This window comes from Micromonospora sp. NPDC005686 (assembly GCF_042871665.1).
GTDB lineage: Bacteria > Actinomycetota > Actinomycetes > Mycobacteriales > Micromonosporaceae > Micromonospora.
Genome location: NZ_JBIAIY010000007.1, coordinates 37,565 through 55,944, shown reverse-complemented (window position 1 = coordinate 55,944; position 18,380 = coordinate 37,565). Strand labels below are relative to the sequence as shown.

13 protein-coding genes are annotated in these 18,380 nt (G+C 73.9%); 4 read left to right on the top strand and 9 right to left on the bottom strand.

Annotated features, from left to right (window positions below; all coding sequences use genetic code 11):
* Window positions 1–12: 12 nt before the first annotated feature.
* The 5 genes from ACFYON_RS17420 to pdhA all read right to left on the bottom strand — a co-directional run bounded on the left by ACFYON_RS17420 (window position 13) and on the right by pdhA (window position 7,210).
* Window positions 13–2,871, bottom strand: coding sequence for a hypothetical protein (locus ACFYON_RS17420; protein WP_354866244.1), 2,859 nt, complete (start codon window positions 2,869–2,871; stop codon window positions 13–15).
* A 347-nt stretch (window positions 2,872–3,218) separates the two neighbouring features.
* Window positions 3,219–3,356, bottom strand: a complete 138-nt coding sequence (locus ACFYON_RS17415) for a hypothetical protein (protein WP_176730560.1) — start codon at window positions 3,354–3,356, stop codon at window positions 3,219–3,221.
* Window positions 3,357–3,582: 226 nt separating this feature from the next.
* Window positions 3,583–5,037: a dihydrolipoamide acetyltransferase family protein gene (locus tag ACFYON_RS17410; protein ID WP_354866768.1), complete on the bottom strand. Its 1,455-nt coding sequence runs from the start codon at window positions 5,035–5,037 to the stop codon at window positions 3,583–3,585.
* Window positions 5,038–5,042: 5 nt separating this feature from the next.
* Window positions 5,043–6,032 (bottom strand): alpha-ketoacid dehydrogenase subunit beta, encoded by a 990-nt coding sequence (locus ACFYON_RS17405; protein WP_354866241.1) that lies wholly within the window; start codon window positions 6,030–6,032, stop codon window positions 5,043–5,045.
* Window positions 6,032–7,210, bottom strand: coding sequence for a pyruvate dehydrogenase (acetyl-transferring) E1 component subunit alpha (gene pdhA, locus ACFYON_RS17400; protein WP_354866239.1), 1,179 nt, complete (start codon window positions 7,208–7,210; stop codon window positions 6,032–6,034). Before pdhA ends, ACFYON_RS17405 begins: the two co-directional genes overlap by 1 nt.
* A gap of 483 nt (window positions 7,211–7,693) precedes the next feature.
* On the opposite strand from pdhA, the gene ACFYON_RS17395 reads away from it, so the two are divergent.
* Window positions 7,694–8,455 (top strand): hypothetical protein, encoded by a 762-nt coding sequence (locus ACFYON_RS17395; protein WP_354866237.1) that lies wholly within the window; start codon window positions 7,694–7,696, stop codon window positions 8,453–8,455.
* Window positions 8,456–8,470: 15 nt separating this feature from the next.
* Here ACFYON_RS17395 and ACFYON_RS17390 read toward each other — a convergent pair.
* From ACFYON_RS17390 to ACFYON_RS17375, 4 genes are all read right to left on the bottom strand, one after another.
* Window positions 8,471–9,336, bottom strand: a protein-coding gene (locus ACFYON_RS17390) for an IS5 family transposase (protein WP_354866766.1) whose coding sequence is annotated in 2 segments (ribosomal slippage) — window positions 8,471–9,003 and window positions 9,003–9,336 — 867 coding nt in all. Because the reading frame shifts where the segments join, the coding sequence is not laid out codon by codon here.
* A 50-nt stretch (window positions 9,337–9,386) separates the two neighbouring features.
* On the bottom strand, window positions 9,387–10,613 hold the full coding sequence (locus tag ACFYON_RS17385; protein WP_354866236.1) for a hypothetical protein: 1,227 nt from the start codon (window positions 10,611–10,613) through the stop codon (window positions 9,387–9,389).
* A gap of 52 nt (window positions 10,614–10,665) precedes the next feature.
* Window positions 10,666–12,324, bottom strand: coding sequence for a GTPase (locus ACFYON_RS17380; RefSeq protein ID WP_354866764.1), 1,659 nt, complete (start codon window positions 12,322–12,324; stop codon window positions 10,666–10,668).
* Window positions 12,325–12,421: 97 nt separating this feature from the next.
* Window positions 12,422–14,239 (bottom strand): ABC transporter, encoded by a 1,818-nt coding sequence (locus tag ACFYON_RS17375; protein ID WP_354866234.1) that lies wholly within the window; start codon window positions 14,237–14,239, stop codon window positions 12,422–12,424.
* 210 nt (window positions 14,240–14,449) lie between these two features.
* Here ACFYON_RS17375 and dnaK point away from each other — a divergent pair, with 210 nt between their 5' ends.
* From dnaK to dnaJ, 3 genes are all read left to right on the top strand, one after another.
* Window positions 14,450–16,315 carry a molecular chaperone DnaK gene (gene dnaK, locus ACFYON_RS17370; protein ID WP_354866232.1) on the top strand — a complete coding sequence of 622 codons (1,866 nt, stop codon included), beginning with the start codon at window positions 14,450–14,452 and terminating at the stop codon, window positions 16,313–16,315.
* A 47-nt stretch (window positions 16,316–16,362) separates the two neighbouring features.
* The gene (gene grpE, locus ACFYON_RS17365) at window positions 16,363–17,103 is read left to right on the top strand and encodes a nucleotide exchange factor GrpE (RefSeq protein ID WP_354866230.1); all 741 of its coding nucleotides are present in this window, start codon (window positions 16,363–16,365) and stop codon (window positions 17,101–17,103) included.
* A 79-nt stretch (window positions 17,104–17,182) separates the two neighbouring features.
* Window positions 17,183–18,370 carry a molecular chaperone DnaJ gene (dnaJ, locus tag ACFYON_RS17360; protein WP_354866228.1) on the top strand — a complete coding sequence of 396 codons (1,188 nt, stop codon included), beginning with the start codon at window positions 17,183–17,185 and terminating at the stop codon, window positions 18,368–18,370.
* The last annotated feature ends 10 nt before the right edge of the window (window positions 18,371–18,380 follow it).

Here is an 18,380-nt window from a genome sequence, read left to right as displayed (position 1 = left end):
GCGTACGTGCGGTTACTGGCCGGCCGGCTTCAGGCAGAGCACCCGGGTGGTCCCGCCGCTCTCCACCGAGACCGTCGGCTGGGACAGGTCGGCGCACTTGTCCTTGTTGTCCACCTTCGACACCACACTGAACGCGCCCGGCTCGCCGCAGTCGGCCGCTGCCGCGCTCGTGCCGGTCTGCTTCACGCAGGAACCGACCGCCGGGTCGAAGCCCGCCGACTTGTCGTCGCCGACCTTGCCGAGCAGCGTCAGCAGACCCAGCGGCACGGCGAGAATGAGCACCGCCGCGATCAGCACCGCGGCGAGCACCCGGCCGTTGCGCACCTTGGGCGGGGGCGCCTCGGTCTGCGACTCGGCGTCCGGCTTGAACGAGTCGAAGCGGCCCTGCTCCTGCTCGCCGCCGGAAGCGTCCTGCGCCCAGGCCGGAGGGGCCTGCTGGGGCGACGGGAAGGCGTTCATCCCACCGGCCGGGCCCTGGCCGGGCACCGCTACCGAGGCGCGTCCCCCGGCCGACGGGCCGAACCGGTCCGGCTCGCCGAGCGGCGCCTGCTGACCGGCCGGCCCACCGAACGCAGCCGGCCCGCCGAACGGCTCGGGTCGCCCGGCCGGGCTGCCGAACGGGGACTGCTGCCCGGCCGGCCCGTCGAACGGATCCGGCCGGCCGCCCGGGGTGCCGTACGCGTCCTGACCGCCGGGGGTGCCGTACGCGTCCGGCCGACCGCCCGGGGTGCCGTACGCGTCCGCCCGGCCGCCCGGGGCACCGTACGCGTCCTGGCCGCCGTACGGGCTCTGCGGACCGCCGTACGGGTCATGTGCCGCGTCGGGCTGCTCGTCGCCCGGGTGCACGCCGTTGGCGGGACGGGTGTTGCCGGGCGGGTCCACGAAGGACGGCACACCGACCGGGAAGGACGGCGGCGCGGCCGGCGAGGAGGACGCTCCGGCGTACCCGTGCGGGCCGTCGGCGTCCTCGGACCGCGCCTGCCGGCCCGGACCGGGGAAGCCGGTGCCGTGCGGCCCGTCCTGGCCGGGGTACCCGGCCTCTTCGGGTTCGCGGGCGTCCTCGGGCTCCGGACGGGCGGGCCGGCCGTACACCCGGGGCTGCGGCGTCGGGGCGCTGGTCGGCAGCGGCTGGTCGGACGGCGGGGTGACCCGGCTGGCCACCGGGACCGACGCGCTCGCCGAGACCGGGCCGCCCTCCGGGGAGGTACGCGGCGTGGGAACGGCAGGCGGCTGCGGCTCCTCCGGGCGGTGCGCGCCCCGGGCGCCGTCGCCGCGCTCCGGCTCGTACCCCTGGGGTTCGGTGCCCGGGCGGTTGGCGGGCGGCGCAGCGGCCAGCGCGGCGCCCGGCACCCGCTGCTGCTGCGCCGGCAACGGCACCGCGTTGCCGGGGGAGATGCCCGGCGCGGGGGCGGGCTGGTAGGCCGGAGCGGAGTCCTCGGACCGGCCCCACGCCTCGGCCGGCGACCACGGCTCGGGCGACGGTGCGGCCGGACGCTCGTCCTGGTTGCCGCCCCAGCCGGAGGGCGCGTCGGGAGACGGTGCGGGCACGCTCGCGCGGGCCTCGGCCGGCGCGGCGGCGCCCCAGGCGGGCTGCGCCGGTTCGTCCGCCGGACGCCCGCTCTCGTGCTGCTGCGGTACGGCGGCCGCGCCACCCCAGGCGCCGGCCTGCTCACCGGAGTCACGCTGCTGCGGTACGGCGGGGGCGTCGTTCCAGCCGCCGGCCTGCCGGCTCTGGTCCGGCTCCCAACCGCCCGGCTGCGCCGCCTCGGCCGGGTTCGCGGCCCGCCCGGCGGCCCAGCCGCCGGAACGGTCCGGGTCCTCGTTGCGGGCCGGCTCGTCCCAGCCGCCGGACCGGTTCTCCGCCTGCGGGGCGGGCCAGCCGCCGGGGCGGTGTCCCTCGTCGTGCGGCGCACCCGACTGCCGCCAGCCGCCGCTGTCCTCCGGCGAGCGGCCGTCCTGATCGGACTGCTCGGCGGCGGACCAGGCGTTGTCCGGGCGGGCGGCGCCGGGCACCGAGACCGCGGCGGCGGCCCGGGCGGGCGGGTCGGCCGGCGGCCAGGTGGCGCCGGTCTGCTGACCCGGTGCCCAGGCCGGCTGGCTCTCCCGCGGATTCCAGCCGCCCGAGCGGTTCGGGTCGTCGGACGCGGCGGGCTGCTCGTCGCGCGGGTTCCAGCCGCCGGAGCGGTTCGGGTCGTCCGGCGGCGGCGCGGCGGCCCAGCCGGCGGCGCGGCCGGGAGCGTCGTCGTGCTGCCGGCCCGTGGGCGCGAAGCCGCCGGAGCGGTGCGGGTCGTCCGCCGGGGCGGGCGTGACCCAGGTCTCGTTCGGCACGGTGGCCGGGGCGGGCACGTAACCGGTGCCGCGGGCGGGCTGGTCACCTGAGGGCGACCAGCCCGGCTGCTCGCCGGAGCCCCGGCCGGGACGGTTCTGCTCGGCGGCCCAGGGGGCCTGCGCCGGCTCGGCCGGGCTGCCCGGCGGCGTGGTGGCCCAGGCGGGCGGCGACGGTTCGGCGGCGCGGTCCGGTCCGGGCTGCTCCTGGTTGCCCCAGGCGGGGCTGCCGGAGCCGGCCCAGGCGGGATCGCCCTGGTCGTTGCCGCCCCAGGCGGGCTGCGGGACCTGGGCGGTCGCCCGCCCGGTCACCGATTGGCCCGCGGGTGGGGCCCACGCGGGTGGCTGGTCGTCGTTCGCGGCCCAGGCCGGGGCCGGCTGCGCGGGCCGACCGGCCGGCGGGGGCGGTGCCCAGCCGAGGTCGGGCGCGCCGTTGTACCCGTTGTCCTGCTGCGCCGGCTGATCGCCGTACGGCACCGGTCCGCCGGTGCCCGGCGACACCTCGCCCGGCTCCTGGCCGGGGCGGTGCGGAGCCTCGGACGTCATGGGTGCGCCTCCTCCATCACAGGTCGGCCGCCGATGCCGGTCGGGGAACCGTCGGCATGGCTGCCGGCGTCGCCGGCGGGTACCGGCCGTGCGGGCTCCCCGCACCGTATCCGGTGGTCGCCCGAGGCCGCTCGGGGGAGCATCAGCGGTCACCGAATGTCACCGGACGACGTCGATGGGTTTCGCTGTCTCTCGTTCGTCCGGAGTCAGCCGGTTGGCGACCGTGCCAACCGTACCGGGCGGTGGAGCGAGGTGGAATCCCGGTGCCGACCGAGACCGGTACGCCGAAGACCCGCCCGGTGCCGGGCGGGTCTTCGGACTGGAGGAGGTGAGAAAGGTCTGTGGCGTCAGCTCAGGTGACGCTGGGCGATGGCGAGAAGCTCCTCGCGGACCGCGGGCGAGTTGGCGGAACGCAGCGCGTGCTCGATGGCGCGGGCGCGGCGGTTGGCGTCGCGGCGGGTGCGGATTCGCTCGATCATGCTCATCTCGGGTCTCTCCTCCTGGCTATTCGGTTGTCAGCCCCTTGATGTCTCTATTTAAGCGCACCGGGCGGCCGGTTGCCATCGATTGTTAGGTGAGCTGAACCACTTACCTAAGGATCGTAGATCCACAGGGCTGGGACCCTACGATTCCTTTCCCGCAAACGGCCACGGCCGGTGTGCCGGGCGGTTCACCCATTGGCACACCGGCCGTGACCGGAGCGGTGGTACGTCAGGTCCAGGCGAGCAGCGCCGCCTCCGGGTCGGCCAGGAAGTCCCCGATGTCGCGGAGGAACTTCGAGCCCAGCTCACCGTCGATGATCCGGTGATCGAAGGACAGCCCCAGTGTGGTCACCAGGCGCGGCTTGACCTTGCCCTTGTGCACCCACGGCTGCTCGCGTACCGCGCCGAAGGCGAGGATCGCCGACTCGCCCGGGGGCAGGATCGGCGTACCGGTGTCGACGCCGAAGACGCCGACGTTGGTGATGGTGAGCGTGCCGCCGGACATGTCCGACGGGGACGTCCTGCCCGACTTCGCGGTCTGCACCAGATCCGTCATCGCGTCCGCCAGCTCGCGCAGCGAGAGCCGCCCGGCGTCCTTGATGTTCGGCACGATCAGACCGCGCTCGGTGGCCGCCGCGATGCCGAGGTTGACGTACTCCTTCACCACGATCTCGTCGCCGGCCCAGGTCGAGTTGACCATCGGGTGCCGCTTGACCGCCAGCAGCACCGCCTTGGCGACCAGCAGCAGCGGCGAGACCCGTACGTCCCGCCACTCGCGCCGGTCGCGGAGCCGGTCCAGCGCCTTCATCGCCCGGGTCACGTCGACGGTCAGGAACTCCGTGACGTGCGGGGCGGTGAACGCCGAGCGGGCCATGTTCTCCGCGGTGAGCTTGCGTACCCCCTTGACCGGGATGCGCTGCTCGCGGTCCGCGCCGAAGCTCGCGGCCGACGCGGCCGGTGCCGGGACCGCCAGCGGCTCGGCCGCCGGGGTCGCGCTCGCCGCCCGCTGTAGGTCCTCGCGGGTGATCGAGCCGAGCGGACCCGAGCCGGTCAGCGTGGCCAGGTCGATGCCGAGATCCTTCGCCAGCTTGCGGACCGGCGGCTTGGCCAGCACCGGCACGGCGACCCGCCCGTTGCCGTTCACCGCCGGCGCGGGCGCCACCGGTGCGGGGGCGGCGGGCTGAACCGGGGCGGCGGCCACCGGCGCGGGCTGGGCCGGCGCGTCGGCCTTGCGCAGGCGGCGCTTGGCCGGGGCGTTGCGCGGCCCGTAGCCGACCAGCACCGCGGTACGCCCACCCGGGGCCACACCACCGATCAGGCCCGGCTCGACCATGCCCTCGGCGGGCGCGACCTGGACCGCCGCCAGCGACGCGGCCGACGGGGTGGGCAGCTCCGACGTCGGGGTGGCAGTCGTCGACTCCGCGATCGGCCCGGCGCCGGGGTCGGTGTCGATCGCGATGATCGGCACGCCGACCTCGACGGTGGACCCCTCCGGGTGGAAGATCGCCTGCACCCGTCCGGCCCACTTCGCCGGGATCTCGACCGCCGCCTTGGCGGTCTCCACCTCGACGATCGGCTGGTTCAGCTCGATGTCGTCGCCGACCTTGACCAGCCAGGCGAGGATCTCACCCTCGGTCAGGCCCTCGCCCAGGTCGGGAAGGTTGAACTCCTTGATCCGGGACATGCCGCTCACCAGCCGAAGGTGCGGTCGACGGCGTCGAGCACCCGGTCCAGGTCGGGCAGGTACTCCTCCTCCACCCGGGCGGCCGGGTAGGGGGTGTCGAAGCCGGTCACCCGCAGAACCGGGGACTCCAGGGAGTAGAAGCACTCCTCGGTGATCCGGGCCGCGATCTCCGACCCGAGACCCAGGTTGCCCGGGGCCTCGTGCACGACCACGCAGCGGCCGGTGCGCCGCACCGACTCGTACGCGGCGGTCAGGTCCAGCGGTGAGATCGTGCGCAGGTCGATGACCTCCAGCTCCCGGCCGTCCTCGGCGGCGGCGGTGGCCGCGTCCAGCGCGGTGCGGACCATCGGGCCGTACGCGAGCACCGTCGCGTCGGTGCCGGGCCGCGCGACCCGGGCCGAGTGCAGCGGGTACGCGTCGGCGATCGGCGCCTCCAGGTCCACCGGACCCTTCTCCCAGTAGCGCCGCTTCGGCTCCAGGAACACGATCGGGTCGTCCGACGCGATCGCCTGCTGGATCATCACGTACGCGTCCTGCGGGTTCGCGCAGCTCACCACCTTGAGACCGGCGGTGTGCGCGAAGTACGCCTCCGGCGACTCGGAGTGGTGCTCGACGGCGCCGATGCCGCCGCCGAACGGGATACGGATGACCATCGGGATCCGCACCTTGCCCTGCGAGCGGTAGTGCATCTTCGCCACCTGCGACACGATCTGGTCGTACGCGGGGTAGACGAAGCCGTCGAACTGGATCTCGCAGACCGGCCGGAAACCGCGGATGGCCAGGCCGACAGCGGTGCCGATGATGCCGGACTCGGCCAGCGGGGTGTCGATCACGCGCTGGTCGCCGAAGTCCTTCTGGAGGCCGTCGGTGATCCGGAACACGCCGCCGAGCTTGCCGACGTCCTCGCCCATGATGACGACCTTGGGGTCGCTCTCCAGGGCCCGCCGCAGACCGGTGTTCAGTGCCTTGCCGAGGGTGAGCGTCTCCGTGGCCATCAGTGCGCGCTCCCCTCGAAGGACTCCATGTACTGCGTGAACCGGGCCCGCTGCTCGTCGAGCTCGGGAGAGCCGTTGGGGTAGACGTGGTCGAACATGGTCACCGGCTGCGGGTCGGGCATCGCGAGCACGCGCTCGCGCAGGTGCACCGACTCGGTGCGGGCCTGCTCGTCGACCTCGGTGAAGAACGACTCGTCGGCGATCTTCTGCTTGGTCAGGAACGCCTTCATCCGGGCGATCGGGTCCTTGGCCTGCCACGCCTCGACCTCGCTGGCGATGCGGTAGCGGGTCGGGTCGTCGGAGGTGGTGTGCGCGCCCATCCGATAGGTGTACGCCTCGATCAGGCTCGGGCCCTGGCCGTTGCGCGCGTTGTCCAGCGCGTGCCGGGTCACCGCGTACGACGCGAGCACGTCGTTGCCGTCCACCCGGACGCCGGGGAAGCCGAAACCGCCGGCCCGCCGGTACAGCGGCACGCGGGTCTGCCGCTCCAGCGGCTGGGAGATGGCGTACTGGTTGTTCTGGCAGAAGAACACCAGCGGCGCGTTGAAGACGCTGGCCCAGACGAACGACTCGTTGACGTCGCCCTGGCTGGTGGCGCCGTCGCCGAAGTAGGCGATGACCGCCTCGCCGTCCTCGCCGCCGGTCTTGCCGTCCATGGCGACACCCATGGCGTACCCGGTCGCGTGCAGGGTCTGCGCCCCGATGACGATCGTGTACATGTTGAACTTGAACTCGTTCGGGTCCCAGCCGCCCTGGTCGACGCCGCGGAACAGGCCCAGCGGCATGATCGGGTCGATGCCGCGGCAGTAGAGCACGCCGTGCTCGCGGTAGGTCGGGAAGGCCATGTCCTGCGTACGCAGCGCCCGGCCGGAGCCGACCTGCGCGGCCTCCTGGCCCAGCAGGCTGGCCCACAGGCCCAGCTCACCCTGACGCTGGAGGGCGGTGGCCTCGGCGTCCAGCTTGCGGACCAGGACGAGGTCGCGGTAGAGCCCGCGGTACTCCTCGTCGGTGAAGTCGACGCGGTACTCGGTCCCGTCCGGGCCGAGCGCGGTCTCGATCCGCTCACCCTCGGGGGTCAGCAGCTGTACGAGTTCTGGTTCACCGGGCGCGGCGGCGCGTCTGGTGCGGGGTGCGGCCCGCTTGCTGCGGGTGGCGGCCCCGGGGTCGCCCTTTGCCATCCGTCTCTCCCTGTCTGTCTGCGCCGGCGCCGGGGGTGACCCGAGCCGAGCACCTCGTGCGCCGCCCGGCTGGTGCCGGGTCGGTCCCTGGCGACCGCGCCTCACCCCGGTAGGGGTTGCCGCGCGGCGTGAGCCGGAGTCGGTCGGGGGACGGACCCTGGCCCGGGAGCGCCGGCACCGTTCCGCACCAGCCGCGGGGTACGCGGAGGTGTCGGCTGCGTTGCCGTCATGTCTGAATGATTGCAGAGGAGGTGAGCGGGCCCACAGTATGGCCTCCCTCGCAGGTGAGGTTCGGTCGGGTTGACGACGGATCGGCGGTTTTGTCCGCAGTGGTGAGAGCGCCCGACGTACAAAATGTGTGTCGACACGCGGTTGCGGCTGGTGAACTGAGCGTCACTGGGTCAAGCTGACGGCGAGCCCTAGCGCGGCATTTGTCCTAATCCGCGCGCTCTCCCGTCCCGTCCGCGCGTGAGGAGTGTGCCGGTGTCCGAACCAGAGGGTCCACCCGGTACGCCTCTCCTCGGCCGGCACCGGGTGCTGCCCGCCTCGCCGTACCGCCCGATCGTCGGCGTGCACCGCGCCCCCGGAACCGGCGGTCCCCGCCGCGGCTACCTGCTCACCGTGGCGCTGCTCGCCGGCACCGCGTCGATGCCGATCCTCGCCGCGATCAGCACCGGGTCGGCCACCGTCGGCAACAGCGCGCTCCCCGACACCAGCACCCCGTTCCTGCCGACGCCCTCCATCGGACCGGTGGTCATCCCGATGCCGCACGGCACCCAGGCCCCGGTGCCGTCCACGCCCATGCCCGCCGTCGACGTGACCTCGGTGCCCCCGGCGCGGCCGTTCCTGCCGGTGCTCCCGGCGGCACCGGCCCTGCCCGACGACAGTGACCTCGGCGGCCGGCGCCGGTCCCGCCCGGTCGCCGTACCCCCGCCGCCGTCCACGCCGGTCCGGCCCACCCCGGTACGCCCGCCGCGCCCGTCGCCGGTGCCGTCGCCGTCGCCGTCGCATCCGGGTACGCCCGGGCCCAGCCGGACGCCGAGCCCGAGCCCGAGCCCCAGCCCCAGACCGGAGCCGTCCGTCACGACCGTCGAGCCGACGCCCTCGGAGAGCTCGTCCGAGCCGTCCGGCCCGTCGGATCCGTCCGAACCGCCGGCCACCTCGCCGTCGAACTCCACCGCCGAGCCGACGTCATCCAGCGAAGACCCCGAGGGAGCGCCGGCACGCCGGGGCGCTACCGCCTAAGGCCTGTCCTGTCTGTCATGGAAGCCAGATGATGGCCGCGATGAGGACCAGGCTGGCCTGGTAGAGGGACGCGCGTTTGGCGTAGCGGGTGGCCAGGTCACGCCACTGCTTGAGCCGGTTGAAGCAGCGTTCCACGACGTTGCGCTTCTTGTAGATCACCTTGTCGAAGGCCGGTGGTCGCCCGCCGTGGCCGCCCTTGGCGGCCCGGCGAGCGATCTGGTCGCTGCGTTCCGGGATGACGTGCCGGATCCCGCGTTGTCGCAGGGCTCGCCGGGTCGAGTCATGCGCATAGCCCTTGTCCGCGATCAGCACCTCCGGTCGCTTGCGGGGCCGACCCGGCCCGGGCTCGTTGACGCGGATCGCGTCCAGCAGCGCCAGGAGCTGCGGGTTGTCGCCGGCTTGGCCGGGGGTGAGCAGGATCGACAGCGGCCGTCCGCGTCCGTCGACGGCGAGGTGGATCTTCGTGCTCAGTCCGCCGCGGGATCGGCCGATGGCCTCGCCATCTTGCGCACCAGGCGTCGTCGGACTTGTCGGGGAGCCCCCTTTTTGCGGGCGCCAGCGGCATGCTGGTGCGCCCGCACGATCGACGAGTCGATGCTGATCGTCCATTGCACAGGTGTGCCGTCGTCGTGAACCTGCGCTGTGGCCAGGATCCGATCCCATGTCCCGTCAGCGGTCCAGCGGCGCAGCCGCTCGTGGCAGGTCTTCCACGGCCCGAAGCGTTCTGGCAGGTCACGCCACGGCGCGCCCGTACGCAGCTTCCACAGGATCCCGTTGATGACCTGACGGTGATCCCGCCACCGCCCCCGCGCACCACCAGGCTCCGGCAACAGCGGCGCGATCACCGCCCACGCCTCGTCAGTCAGTTCACCACGACGCACCACCGGCACATCGTCAACGACCCAGCGCTACAAGATCGGCAGGACACGCCCTAGGCCGGGTCGTCGGTGAGGCGGTGACGGTTCGCCTCGATCCAGGCGTTCAGCGCCTCCGGGTCGTCCGGGTCCACCCCGTCCGCCATCAGCTGGGCCACCGCCGCGGTGGCCGGGCTGCGCCGCTCGCCGGTGCTGTAGAGCCGGGCGAACTCCGGGACCATCTCGGTGATCGCCTCGTCCGTCCGGGCGGCGGCCGGCTGCGACAGCCCGCGCTGGCGGGCCGCGTACGCCGCCCAGGCGCGCAGCACCCGGGGGAGCATCGCCGCGTCGTCCATGTCCAGCACGGCCCGGCGGTGCACCCAGTCGAGCAGGAACAGCTCGGCGACCATCGGGCTCCACCGCATCGGGTCGGCGTCCGGGAAACTGGCCGCGTGGTCGAGCAGCAGGCCCAGGCAGAAATGCAGCGAGGCCAGCTCGCCGTCGGCCACCTCGGGCAGGCCGAACCGGGTCGCCTCCGGCGAGTCGAGGAAGGCCCGGACCAGGCGGGTGCGCTCCTCGTCGGTGGGCGGCGGCACGACCGCCGGACCGGCCGGCGGCGTCGGCCCCGGTAGCGCGGCCAACCGGGCGCCCACCAGCGCCCGGTCGGTTGCGAGCGAGCCCTGCGCGGGCAGCTCGGCGAGGTCGTCGGTGACCGCCAGGTGACGGCTCACCTCGGCGTGCATCCGGGCCGGGTCCTCGGTGCGGAACCAGGTGAACTCGTCCTCGGTGCAGATCTCCCGGGCCTGCTCGACGATCCGTCCGGCCGGACCGCCGACGAAGACGTCCTTGGTGATGCCGATGTTGTGGTCGACGAGGGCCACCAGGGCGTGCTCCGGGCCGCCCTCCTCCTCGTCGTCGTACGCGAACGTGGCGAGGTAGGAGGTCTGGTCGCCGTACACGTCGCCGTAGGCCCAGGCGCCTGTCACGCGCACCCGGCCGAGCTGGCCGACCCACGACGGGGCGTACGCGCCGGGCCGGACCCGGGCGGCGCCCTCGGCGTCGGGCACCAGGGCGGCGAAGACGGCCCGCAGGGTGGTCGCGGCGGCGCTGCGGCGCCGGGACGTGGCGGCGAGGAAGCCGCTGACGAACTCGCGGACGGCCTGCTCCCGGTCGTGCTCCGCGACGGCGTAGACGCTGCCCAGCAACGCGGCGCCGAGCATCTCCGCGTCCAGGGCCGAGTCGAGCCTCGTCACGTCGCGCGCGGCGTGCAGCACCGCGTCGTAGGGGGTCTGTGGCGTGGCCATGCGTCGACCCTACGCCGCGCGCGCCGCCCTCACACCGGTCAGCGCGCCGGGCTCAGCGCCGCCCGGCGTCGCGCAGCGCGTCCCGAGCCGTGCCGTAGCGCGCGAGCACCGCCCAGGCCGGGTCGAGCACGTACTTCTCGCTGACACTGCCCACCGACGTGAGTAGGCGTTGCTCGGCCCGCGCCCGGGCCCGCCGGGCCGCCCACCCGACCACCGGCCGGGTCACCGCCGCGATCAGCGCCCCGGCCAGCAGGCCACCGAGCAGCAGGACGGTCGGCCACGGCACCACGCCGAGCGTCGGGTGCTCCAGCGGCGGCAGGCCGAGCAGGCGCAGCGCGTACCCGAGGAGCAGCCAGACCAGGCCGGCCAGCGCGGCCAGGGTGACCACCCACTGGAGCACGCCCACCACCCGCCACCAGGCCGGCCGCCGCTCCATGCCCAGGTCTGTCGCCGCGACCGCGTGGTCGAGCGCGCCCGGCAGGTCGGCCTGCCGGGACCGGGCCGCGGCGGTCACCGCGGCGGGCCACGGCGCCGGCAGGCCGGCCCCGGAACGCTCGGCCACCGCGCGGATCGCCAGCGTGACGGCGGAGCGCTGCGCGGCTGTCGGATCGGGTACGGAGGTGGCCGCGACCAGGCTCTCCCCCGGCGCGTCCGGATCCCGCCCGGACAGGTGCAGGCGGCGCAGCGGATCCGGCCGCAGTTTGCGCCAGCTCCGCAGCAGCGGCCAGCCGGTGTTGCTCACCGCCCGGTGGCGGTACGCGCCCTCCACCGCCGCCGCCACCGTCGGCACCCCGGCCGCGCCGGCGAGTGCCCGGGTCAGCTCCCGCGCCGAGGCGTCACCGGGCCGGGTGCGCGGCGGCTCCGGCCCCACCAGCGGTTCGAGATCGGCCACCACGGCGTCCACGTCACCGGAGAGCCGGCGCAGCGCGGCCTGACGCTCGGCGACCGTACGCTCCAGCTCGGCCCGCAGCCCGTCCAGCCCGTTCGGGTCCACCGCGACGGTGGGCAGCAGCGGCACCCCGTCCAGCCCGTCGGCGTCGAGCAGCCGGCGCAGGTCGTCGAGGACCTTGGGCAGCTCGGTCGGGTGCAGCCGGTCGGCCTGGTTGAGCACCACGACCGTGACGTCCTTGTGCCTGTGGAACTCGCGCAGGTAGCTGGTGTGGATCACGCGGTCGGCGTACTTCTGCGGGTCGACCACCCAGACCACGAGGTCGACCAGGCCGAGCAGGCGGTCGACCTCCAACCGGTGGCCGTGCTGCACCGAGTCGAAGTCGGGCAGGTCGAGCAGGACGAGGCCGTGCAGGTCCGACTCGTCGTCGCCGTCGAGCGGGCTCTCCCGGACGAACCGGTGCCGGGGCAGCACCCCCACCCAGTCCAGCAGCCGGACCGCGCCGTCCAGCGGGCCCCATACGCAGGCGTGCGCGACACCGGTGGTGGGCCGGCGCACGCCGACCGGGGAGAGGTCGAGCCGGGCCAGCGAGTTGAACAGGCTCGACTTGCCGCTGCCGGTCGCGCCGGCCAGCGCGACCACCGTGTGCCGGCCGGACAGCGCGAGCCGGTCACCGGCGCGCTCGACCACCGTGTGGGCGGGGACGAGCTGGGCGTCGGGCACGTGGCCGTCCACCGCGCCGAGGAACCGCTGGATCGCGGTCAGCCGCTCGATCAGGACGTCCGGGTCGACCCGCTGCTCACCCCGCATCGCCTCGCGCATCCGTCCCACGATGTTGCTCACGGTGCCTTCCTCGCGCTCACGGGGCACGTCCTTGTTCGCGACTGCGGGGCTCGCAGGACCGGCTCGCTCCTCGCGCTCACGGGCGACCGTCCTGCTCGGGGGTCGGGAACAGACCACTGCGGTGCCGGGCCCGCTCGACCTCGACGGACGCCCAGCGCAGCGCCGCACCGGCGTTCGCGGCCGGGCGTTCGGCCTCGGTGCGGGTCAGGTAGCGCGCGGCCTCCTCGGCCAGCAGCTTGCCGACCCGGTCGAGCAGGTCGACGCGGGCCTTGCGGGACAGGTTGCGGACCGCCTGGTCACCGAAGATCGCCTGGAGCACCGTCTGCCCGGCCACCGCGGTGCCGGTGCCCGCGGCGACCTCCAGCCCCGTCGGGATGAACGCGGTGGAGGCGAAGACGCCGATCATGACGACGAGGCCGGTGGCGTTCACCGCGTACGCGGCCGTGCGGGCCACGAACCGCCGGTCGCCGCCCTCGACCCGCACCAGCTCCAGCACGCCGCGCTGCCAGTCGCGGACGAGCTGCTCGGCCCGCTCGGGCAGATCGGCCGAGGGGTGGGCCAGGTCCGGCTCCAGCAGCGCCGCGCCCGCCGGGTGCGCCTTCCAACTGGTGTACGCGTTCTCCGCCGCCTCGGCGGTCACTCCGCGCAGCAGCGTGACGAGCTGGGACTCGATCGCGGTACGCAGTTCCGCAGCGGGCGCCGGCCGTCCGGTGACCGCGGCGACCACCCGGTCGCGCAGCCGCCCGATGCGGGCCTCCAGGCCACGGAAGAACTCGCCGGTGCCGACGAACTCCTGCCAGCGGGCCAGCACCTCGCCGCGCAGCAGCCGCCCGTCCTTGAGCCCTTGGTCGACGCTCCGCTCCGCGCCCCGGTACGCGGCCTGGACCCGCTCGTCCAGCGCGTCGGCGGCGGTGACCTGCTCGTCGGCGGCCTCGGCCAGCGCCTCCACCACCGGGTGCAGCGCGGCGAGCGCGCCGTCGAGCGTCTGCCGGACCACGGCGGCGCGGGCCTCGGCGTCGGCGGCCAGCCGGGTGAACCAGTCGCTCAGCGGTGCGGTGATCCGGTCCGGCAGCAGCCCCTGCCCGTCCACCCAGGTCTCCGGCAGCACGAACAGCGGCGCGGCGCCCAGTTCCTGCTCGGCGAGCATCTCGGACAGATGGGTGGCGATCTCGTCGGCAGCCTCCGGGGGCACCCGGTCCAGCACCATCGCCACAGCGGTGCCCCGGGCGCGGGCGCTGCGCAGCAGTTCCCAGGGGACGGCGTCGGCGTAGCGGGCGGCGGTGGTGACGAACAACCAGAGGTCGGCGGCGGCGAGCAGTTGGCCGGCGAGCGCCCGGTTGGCGTCGACCACCGAGTCGATGTCGGGCGCGTCCAGGAAGGCCAGGCCGGGCGGCAGCGCCGGGGCGGTGACCAGGTGCAGGGTGCCCGGCTGGTCGCTCGGTTCGGTGGTCCGGGTCAGGCCGGGCAGCAGCTCGCCCTGCCGGAACCAGGAGGCGTCGGCCGGGCTGCACACCAGCACCGGGGAGCGGGTGGTCGGGCGGAGCACGCCGGCCGCGCTGACCCGCGCCTTGACCAGGCTGTTGACGAGCGTCGACTTGCCGGCGCCGGTGGAGCCGCCGACGACCACCAGGAGCGGGGCGTCGAGCCGGGCCAGCCGGGGCAGCAGGTAGTCGTCGAGCTGGTCGGTGACGCTCGCCGCGGCGTGCCGGGCCGGCTCGGCCGAGGGCAGGGTGAGCGGAAAGCGGGCGGCACTGATCGCCGCCCGCAGGCCGGTGAGCGCGGCGGGCAGGCCGTCGGCGCCGTGAGCAGGCTGGTCGGCGCCGTTGGTGGCTCCGGTGCGGGCTGCGACGGCGGGCGCGCCGGCACGGGTGGCGGAATCGCCATGCGTCGTCACCGCTAAAGCGTGCCCGACCGACGCAAGGTAAGACAACCGGACGGTAGTAACGGTCGGGTTGCGCCGGGTCGGCTCAACCTCGACTTGCGGATTGGCGACCGCGTGGCACTATTGAGTCAAGTTCACTCAACTTGTGGTGCGGTCGCTTCCGGGCGGCCCGCCGGGCAGGCCGTCTGACCTGCTCACCCGTTATGAAGCGAGGAAGCGAACATGGCACGTGCGGTCGGCATCGACCTCGGCACGACGAACTCCTGCGTCAGCGTTCTCGAGGGCGGTGAGCCCACCGTCATCGCCAACGCCGAGGGCTCGCGTACGACTCCCTCGATCGTCGCGTTCGCCCGCAACGGCGAGGTGCTCGTCGGTGAGGTCGCCAAGCGCCAGGCGGTGACCAACCCCGACCGGACCATCCGGTCGGTCAAGCGTGAGATCGGCACCAACTGGACCGTCGACATCGACGGCAAGAAGTACACCCCGCAGGAGATCTCGGCGCGCACGCTGATGAAGCTCAAGCGGGACGCCGAGGCGTACCTGGGCGAGCAGATCACCGACGCGGTGATCACCGTCCCGGCCTACTTCAACGACGGGCAGCGCCAGGCCACCAAGGAGGCCGGTGAGATCGCCGGCTTCAACGTGCTGCGGATCGTGAACGAGCCGACCGCGGCGGCCCTGGCGTACGGCCTGGACAAGGGCTCCAAGGAGCAGACCGTCCTGGTCTTCGACCTCGGCGGCGGCACCTTCGACGTGTCGCTGCTGGAGCTGGCCGAGGGTGTGGTGGAGGTCAAGTCCACCAGCGGTGACAACCAGCTCGGTGGTGACGACTGGGACCAGCGCATCATCGACCACCTGGTGAAGACGTTCCGCGGCGAGCACGGCATCGACCTCTCGCAGGACAAGATGGCCATGCAGCGGCTCAAGGAGGCGGCCGAGAAGGCCAAGATCGAGCTGTCCGCCGCCACCACCAGCAACATCAACCTGCCGTACATCACCGCCGGCTCGGCCGGTCCGCTGCACCTCGACGTGACGCTCAGCCGCGCCGAGTTCCAGCGCATGACGCAGGACCTGCTGGACCGCTGCAAGGGCCCGTTCGAGCAGGCCGTGAAGGACGCCGGGATCAAGATCTCCGACGTCGACCACGTCATCCTGGTCGGCGGCTCGACCCGGATGCCGGCCGTGACCGACCTGGTCAAGCAGCTCACCGGCCGCGACCCGAACAAGGGCGTCAACCCGGACGAGGTCGTCGCCGTCGGCGCCGCCCTCCAGGCCGGCGTGCTCAAGGGCGAGGTCAAGGACGTCCTGCTGCTCGACGTGACCCCGCTGAGCCTGGGCATCGAGACCAAGGGCGGCATCTTCACCAAGCTCATCGAGCGCAACACCACCATCCCGACCAAGCGCTCCGAGGTGTTCACCACCGCCGACGACAACCAGCCGTCGGTGCTGATCCAGGTGTTCCAGGGCGAGCGGGACATCGCCGCCTACAACAAGAAGCTCGGCACCTTCGAGCTGACCGGTCTCCCGCCGGCCCCGCGCGGCGTGCCGCAGATCGAGGTCACGTTCGACATCGACGCCAACGGCATCGTGAACGTGCACGCGAAGGACCTGGGCACCGGCAAGGAGCAGAAGATGACGATCACCGGCGGCTCCTCGCTGCCGAAGGACGACATCGAGCGGATGCGCCGGGACGCCGAGGAGCACGCCGACGAGGACAAGCGTCGCCGTGAGGAGGCCGAGACCCGCAACGTGGCCGAGGCGCTCCAGTGGCAGACCGAGAAGTTCCTCGCCGAGAGCGGCGACAAGCTGCCCGGCGAGAACCGCGACCAGCTCAACGAGGCGCTCGGCGAGCTGCGCAGCGCCCTCGGCGGACAGGACATCGAGAAGATCAAGTCCGCGCACGAGAAGCTGGCGCAGGTCTCCCAGCAGGCGGGCTCGCTGCTCTACGCCCAGCAGCAGGAGGGCGAGCAGACCGCCCCGGGCGCGGCCGGGCCGGGTGCCGGCGCGGGTGCGGCCGGTGGCCCGAAGGCCGGTGGCGCCGACGACGACGTGGTCGACGCGGAGATCGTGGACGAGGACAAGAAGTGACATCCGGTCCCGGACACGACTCGACGGCAGAGGGATGAGGTAACCGCATGACGGACAAGCCACGAGCGGCCGACCCGGGTGCCACCGGGTCGGCGCCGGGCGCCGGCAAGGACACCGGCGACGAACCCCGGGTCGTCATCCGCGACAAGCGCAAGCTCGGCAAGGTGACCGAGCAGTCGGCGAACGACGCCTCGGCGGCCGACGCGGCTTCCGACGCGCCCGCCGAAGGGCTGGTCGAGGAGGCCGAGGTCGTGGTCGACGAGATCGGCGGCGAGGCCGAGGTCAGCGGTCCGACAGTGGTGGTCGACTCGCCCGCCGAACCGGACGGCGGGACCGGCACGGACGCGCCACTCGGCGCCGAGTTGGAGTCGCTGCGCACCGACCTGGAGGAGCGCACCCGCGACCTCCAGCGGGTGACCGCGGAGTACGCCAACTACCGCAAGCGGGTCGACCGGGACCGCAACCTGGTGCAGGAGCAGGCCACCGGGGCGGTGCTGACCGCGCTGCTGCCGATCCTCGACGACCTGGACCGGGCCCGCGAGCACGGCGACCTGGTGGGGCCGTTCGGGAGCGTGGCCGAGCAGCTCACCGGCGCGCTCGCCAAGTTCGGCCTGACCGCGTTCGGCGAGAAGGGTGACCCGTTCGACCCGACCCAACACGAGGCGGTGGCGCACCAGACCTCCGCCGACGTGACCGAGCCGACCTGCGTGCAGGTCATGCGTCGGGGTTACCAGCTCGGCGAGCGGCTGCTGCGGCCCGCCATGGTCGCGGTCGCGGACCCGGAGTAGTGCCGACCCGTGACGTCCCGCCCGCCCGCACCGGGCGGGCGGGACGACCGGGATTCGACCCGTGGAAGGGGGTGGACCGGTGAGTTCCAAGGACTGGATCGAGAAGGACTACTACGCCGCGTTGGGCGTGGACAAGTCCGCCTCCTCGGACGAGATCAAGAAGGCGTACCGCAAGTTGGCCCGGGAGTCGCACCCGGACCACAACCCCGGCGACACCGGGGCCGAGGAGCGGTTCAAGACCGTCTCCGAGGCGTACGCGGTGCTCGGTGACGAGAAGAAGCGCCGCGAGTACGACGAGATGCGCTCGCTGTTCGGCTCCGGCGCCTTCCGGCGCAACTCCCGCGGCCCGGGTCAGCCGGGCGGCATGCCGTTCGACGTCTCCGACCTGTTCGGCGGCGGCGCCGGCGGTGGCGACAGCCGGTTCGGCGGTGGCGGCTTCACCGACCTGTTCAGCACGATCTTCTCGGGTGGCGGCGGGGGCGGTGGCCCGGCGCGTCCGCGCGGCCCGGCCCGTGGCCGCGACGTCGAGGCCGAGGTGGCGCTCGACTTCACCGACGCGGTAAGCGGCGTCACGCTGCCGCTGACGCTGCGCGCCCCCGGGGTCTGCGACACCTGCCACGGCAACGGCGCGAAGCCCGGCACCCAGCCGGTGGCCTGCCCGGTCTGCCACGGCGCCGGGGTGACCACCCGCAACCAGGGGTCGTTCAGCTTCTCCGAGCCGTGCCGCAACTGCCAGGGCGTCGGCACGATGGTCGAGGAGAAGTGCCCGGAGTGCCACGGCACCGGCGGGGTCACCAAGACCCGCACGCTGACCGTGCGCTTCCCCGCCGGGGTGGCCGACGGGCAGCGGATCCGGCTGGCCGGCCGGGGCGAGCCCGGCGAGCGGGGCGGTCCGGCCGGTGACCTGTTCGTGCAGGTGAAGGTCCGCCCGGACGAGCTGTTCGGGCGTACCGGGGACGACCTGACCCTGAACGTCCCGATCACGTACGCCGAGGCGGTTCTCGGCACGGACCTGCGCGTACCGACCCTGGACGGGACGGTGACCCTGCGGGTGCCACCGGGTACGCCCGCTGGGCGGGTGCTGCGCGCCCGCGGCAAGGGCGTCGTACGCAAGGACGGCCGCGCCGGTGACCTGCTGGTCACGCTCGACGTGGTGGTCCCGGCGAAGGTCTCGGACGAGGCGCGGGCGGCGCTGGAGACCTTCGCGGCGCAGACCCCGCCCGCCGCGCGGGAACATCTCGACGCGCGGGTACGTCGATTCAGTTGACGGCGGCAGC

Excerpts from the sequence above, each read along its gene's own strand:
- ACFYON_RS17420 (WP_354866244.1), bottom strand. The coding sequence starts at position 2,871 with ATGACGTCCGAGGCTCCGCACCGCCCCGGCCAGGAGCCGGGCGAGGTG.
- ACFYON_RS17415 (WP_176730560.1), bottom strand. The coding sequence starts at position 3,356 with ATGAGCATGATCGAGCGAATCCGCACCCGCCGCGACGCCAACCGCCGC.
- ACFYON_RS17410 (WP_354866768.1), bottom strand. The coding sequence starts at position 5,037 with ATGTCCCGGATCAAGGAGTTCAACCTTCCCGACCTGGGCGAGGGCCTG.
- ACFYON_RS17405 (WP_354866241.1), bottom strand. The coding sequence starts at position 6,032 with ATGGCCACGGAGACGCTCACCCTCGGCAAGGCACTGAACACCGGTCTG.
- pdhA (WP_354866239.1), bottom strand. The coding sequence starts at position 7,210 with ATGGCAAAGGGCGACCCCGGGGCCGCCACCCGCAGCAAGCGGGCCGCA.
- ACFYON_RS17385 (WP_354866236.1), bottom strand. The coding sequence starts at position 10,613 with ATGGCCACGCCACAGACCCCCTACGACGCGGTGCTGCACGCCGCGCGC.
- ACFYON_RS17380 (WP_354866764.1), bottom strand. The coding sequence starts at position 12,324 with ATGCGCGAGGCGATGCGGGGTGAGCAGCGGGTCGACCCGGACGTCCTG.
- dnaK (WP_354866232.1), top strand. The coding sequence starts at position 14,450 with ATGGCACGTGCGGTCGGCATCGACCTCGGCACGACGAACTCCTGCGTC.
- grpE (WP_354866230.1), top strand. The coding sequence starts at position 16,363 with ATGACGGACAAGCCACGAGCGGCCGACCCGGGTGCCACCGGGTCGGCG.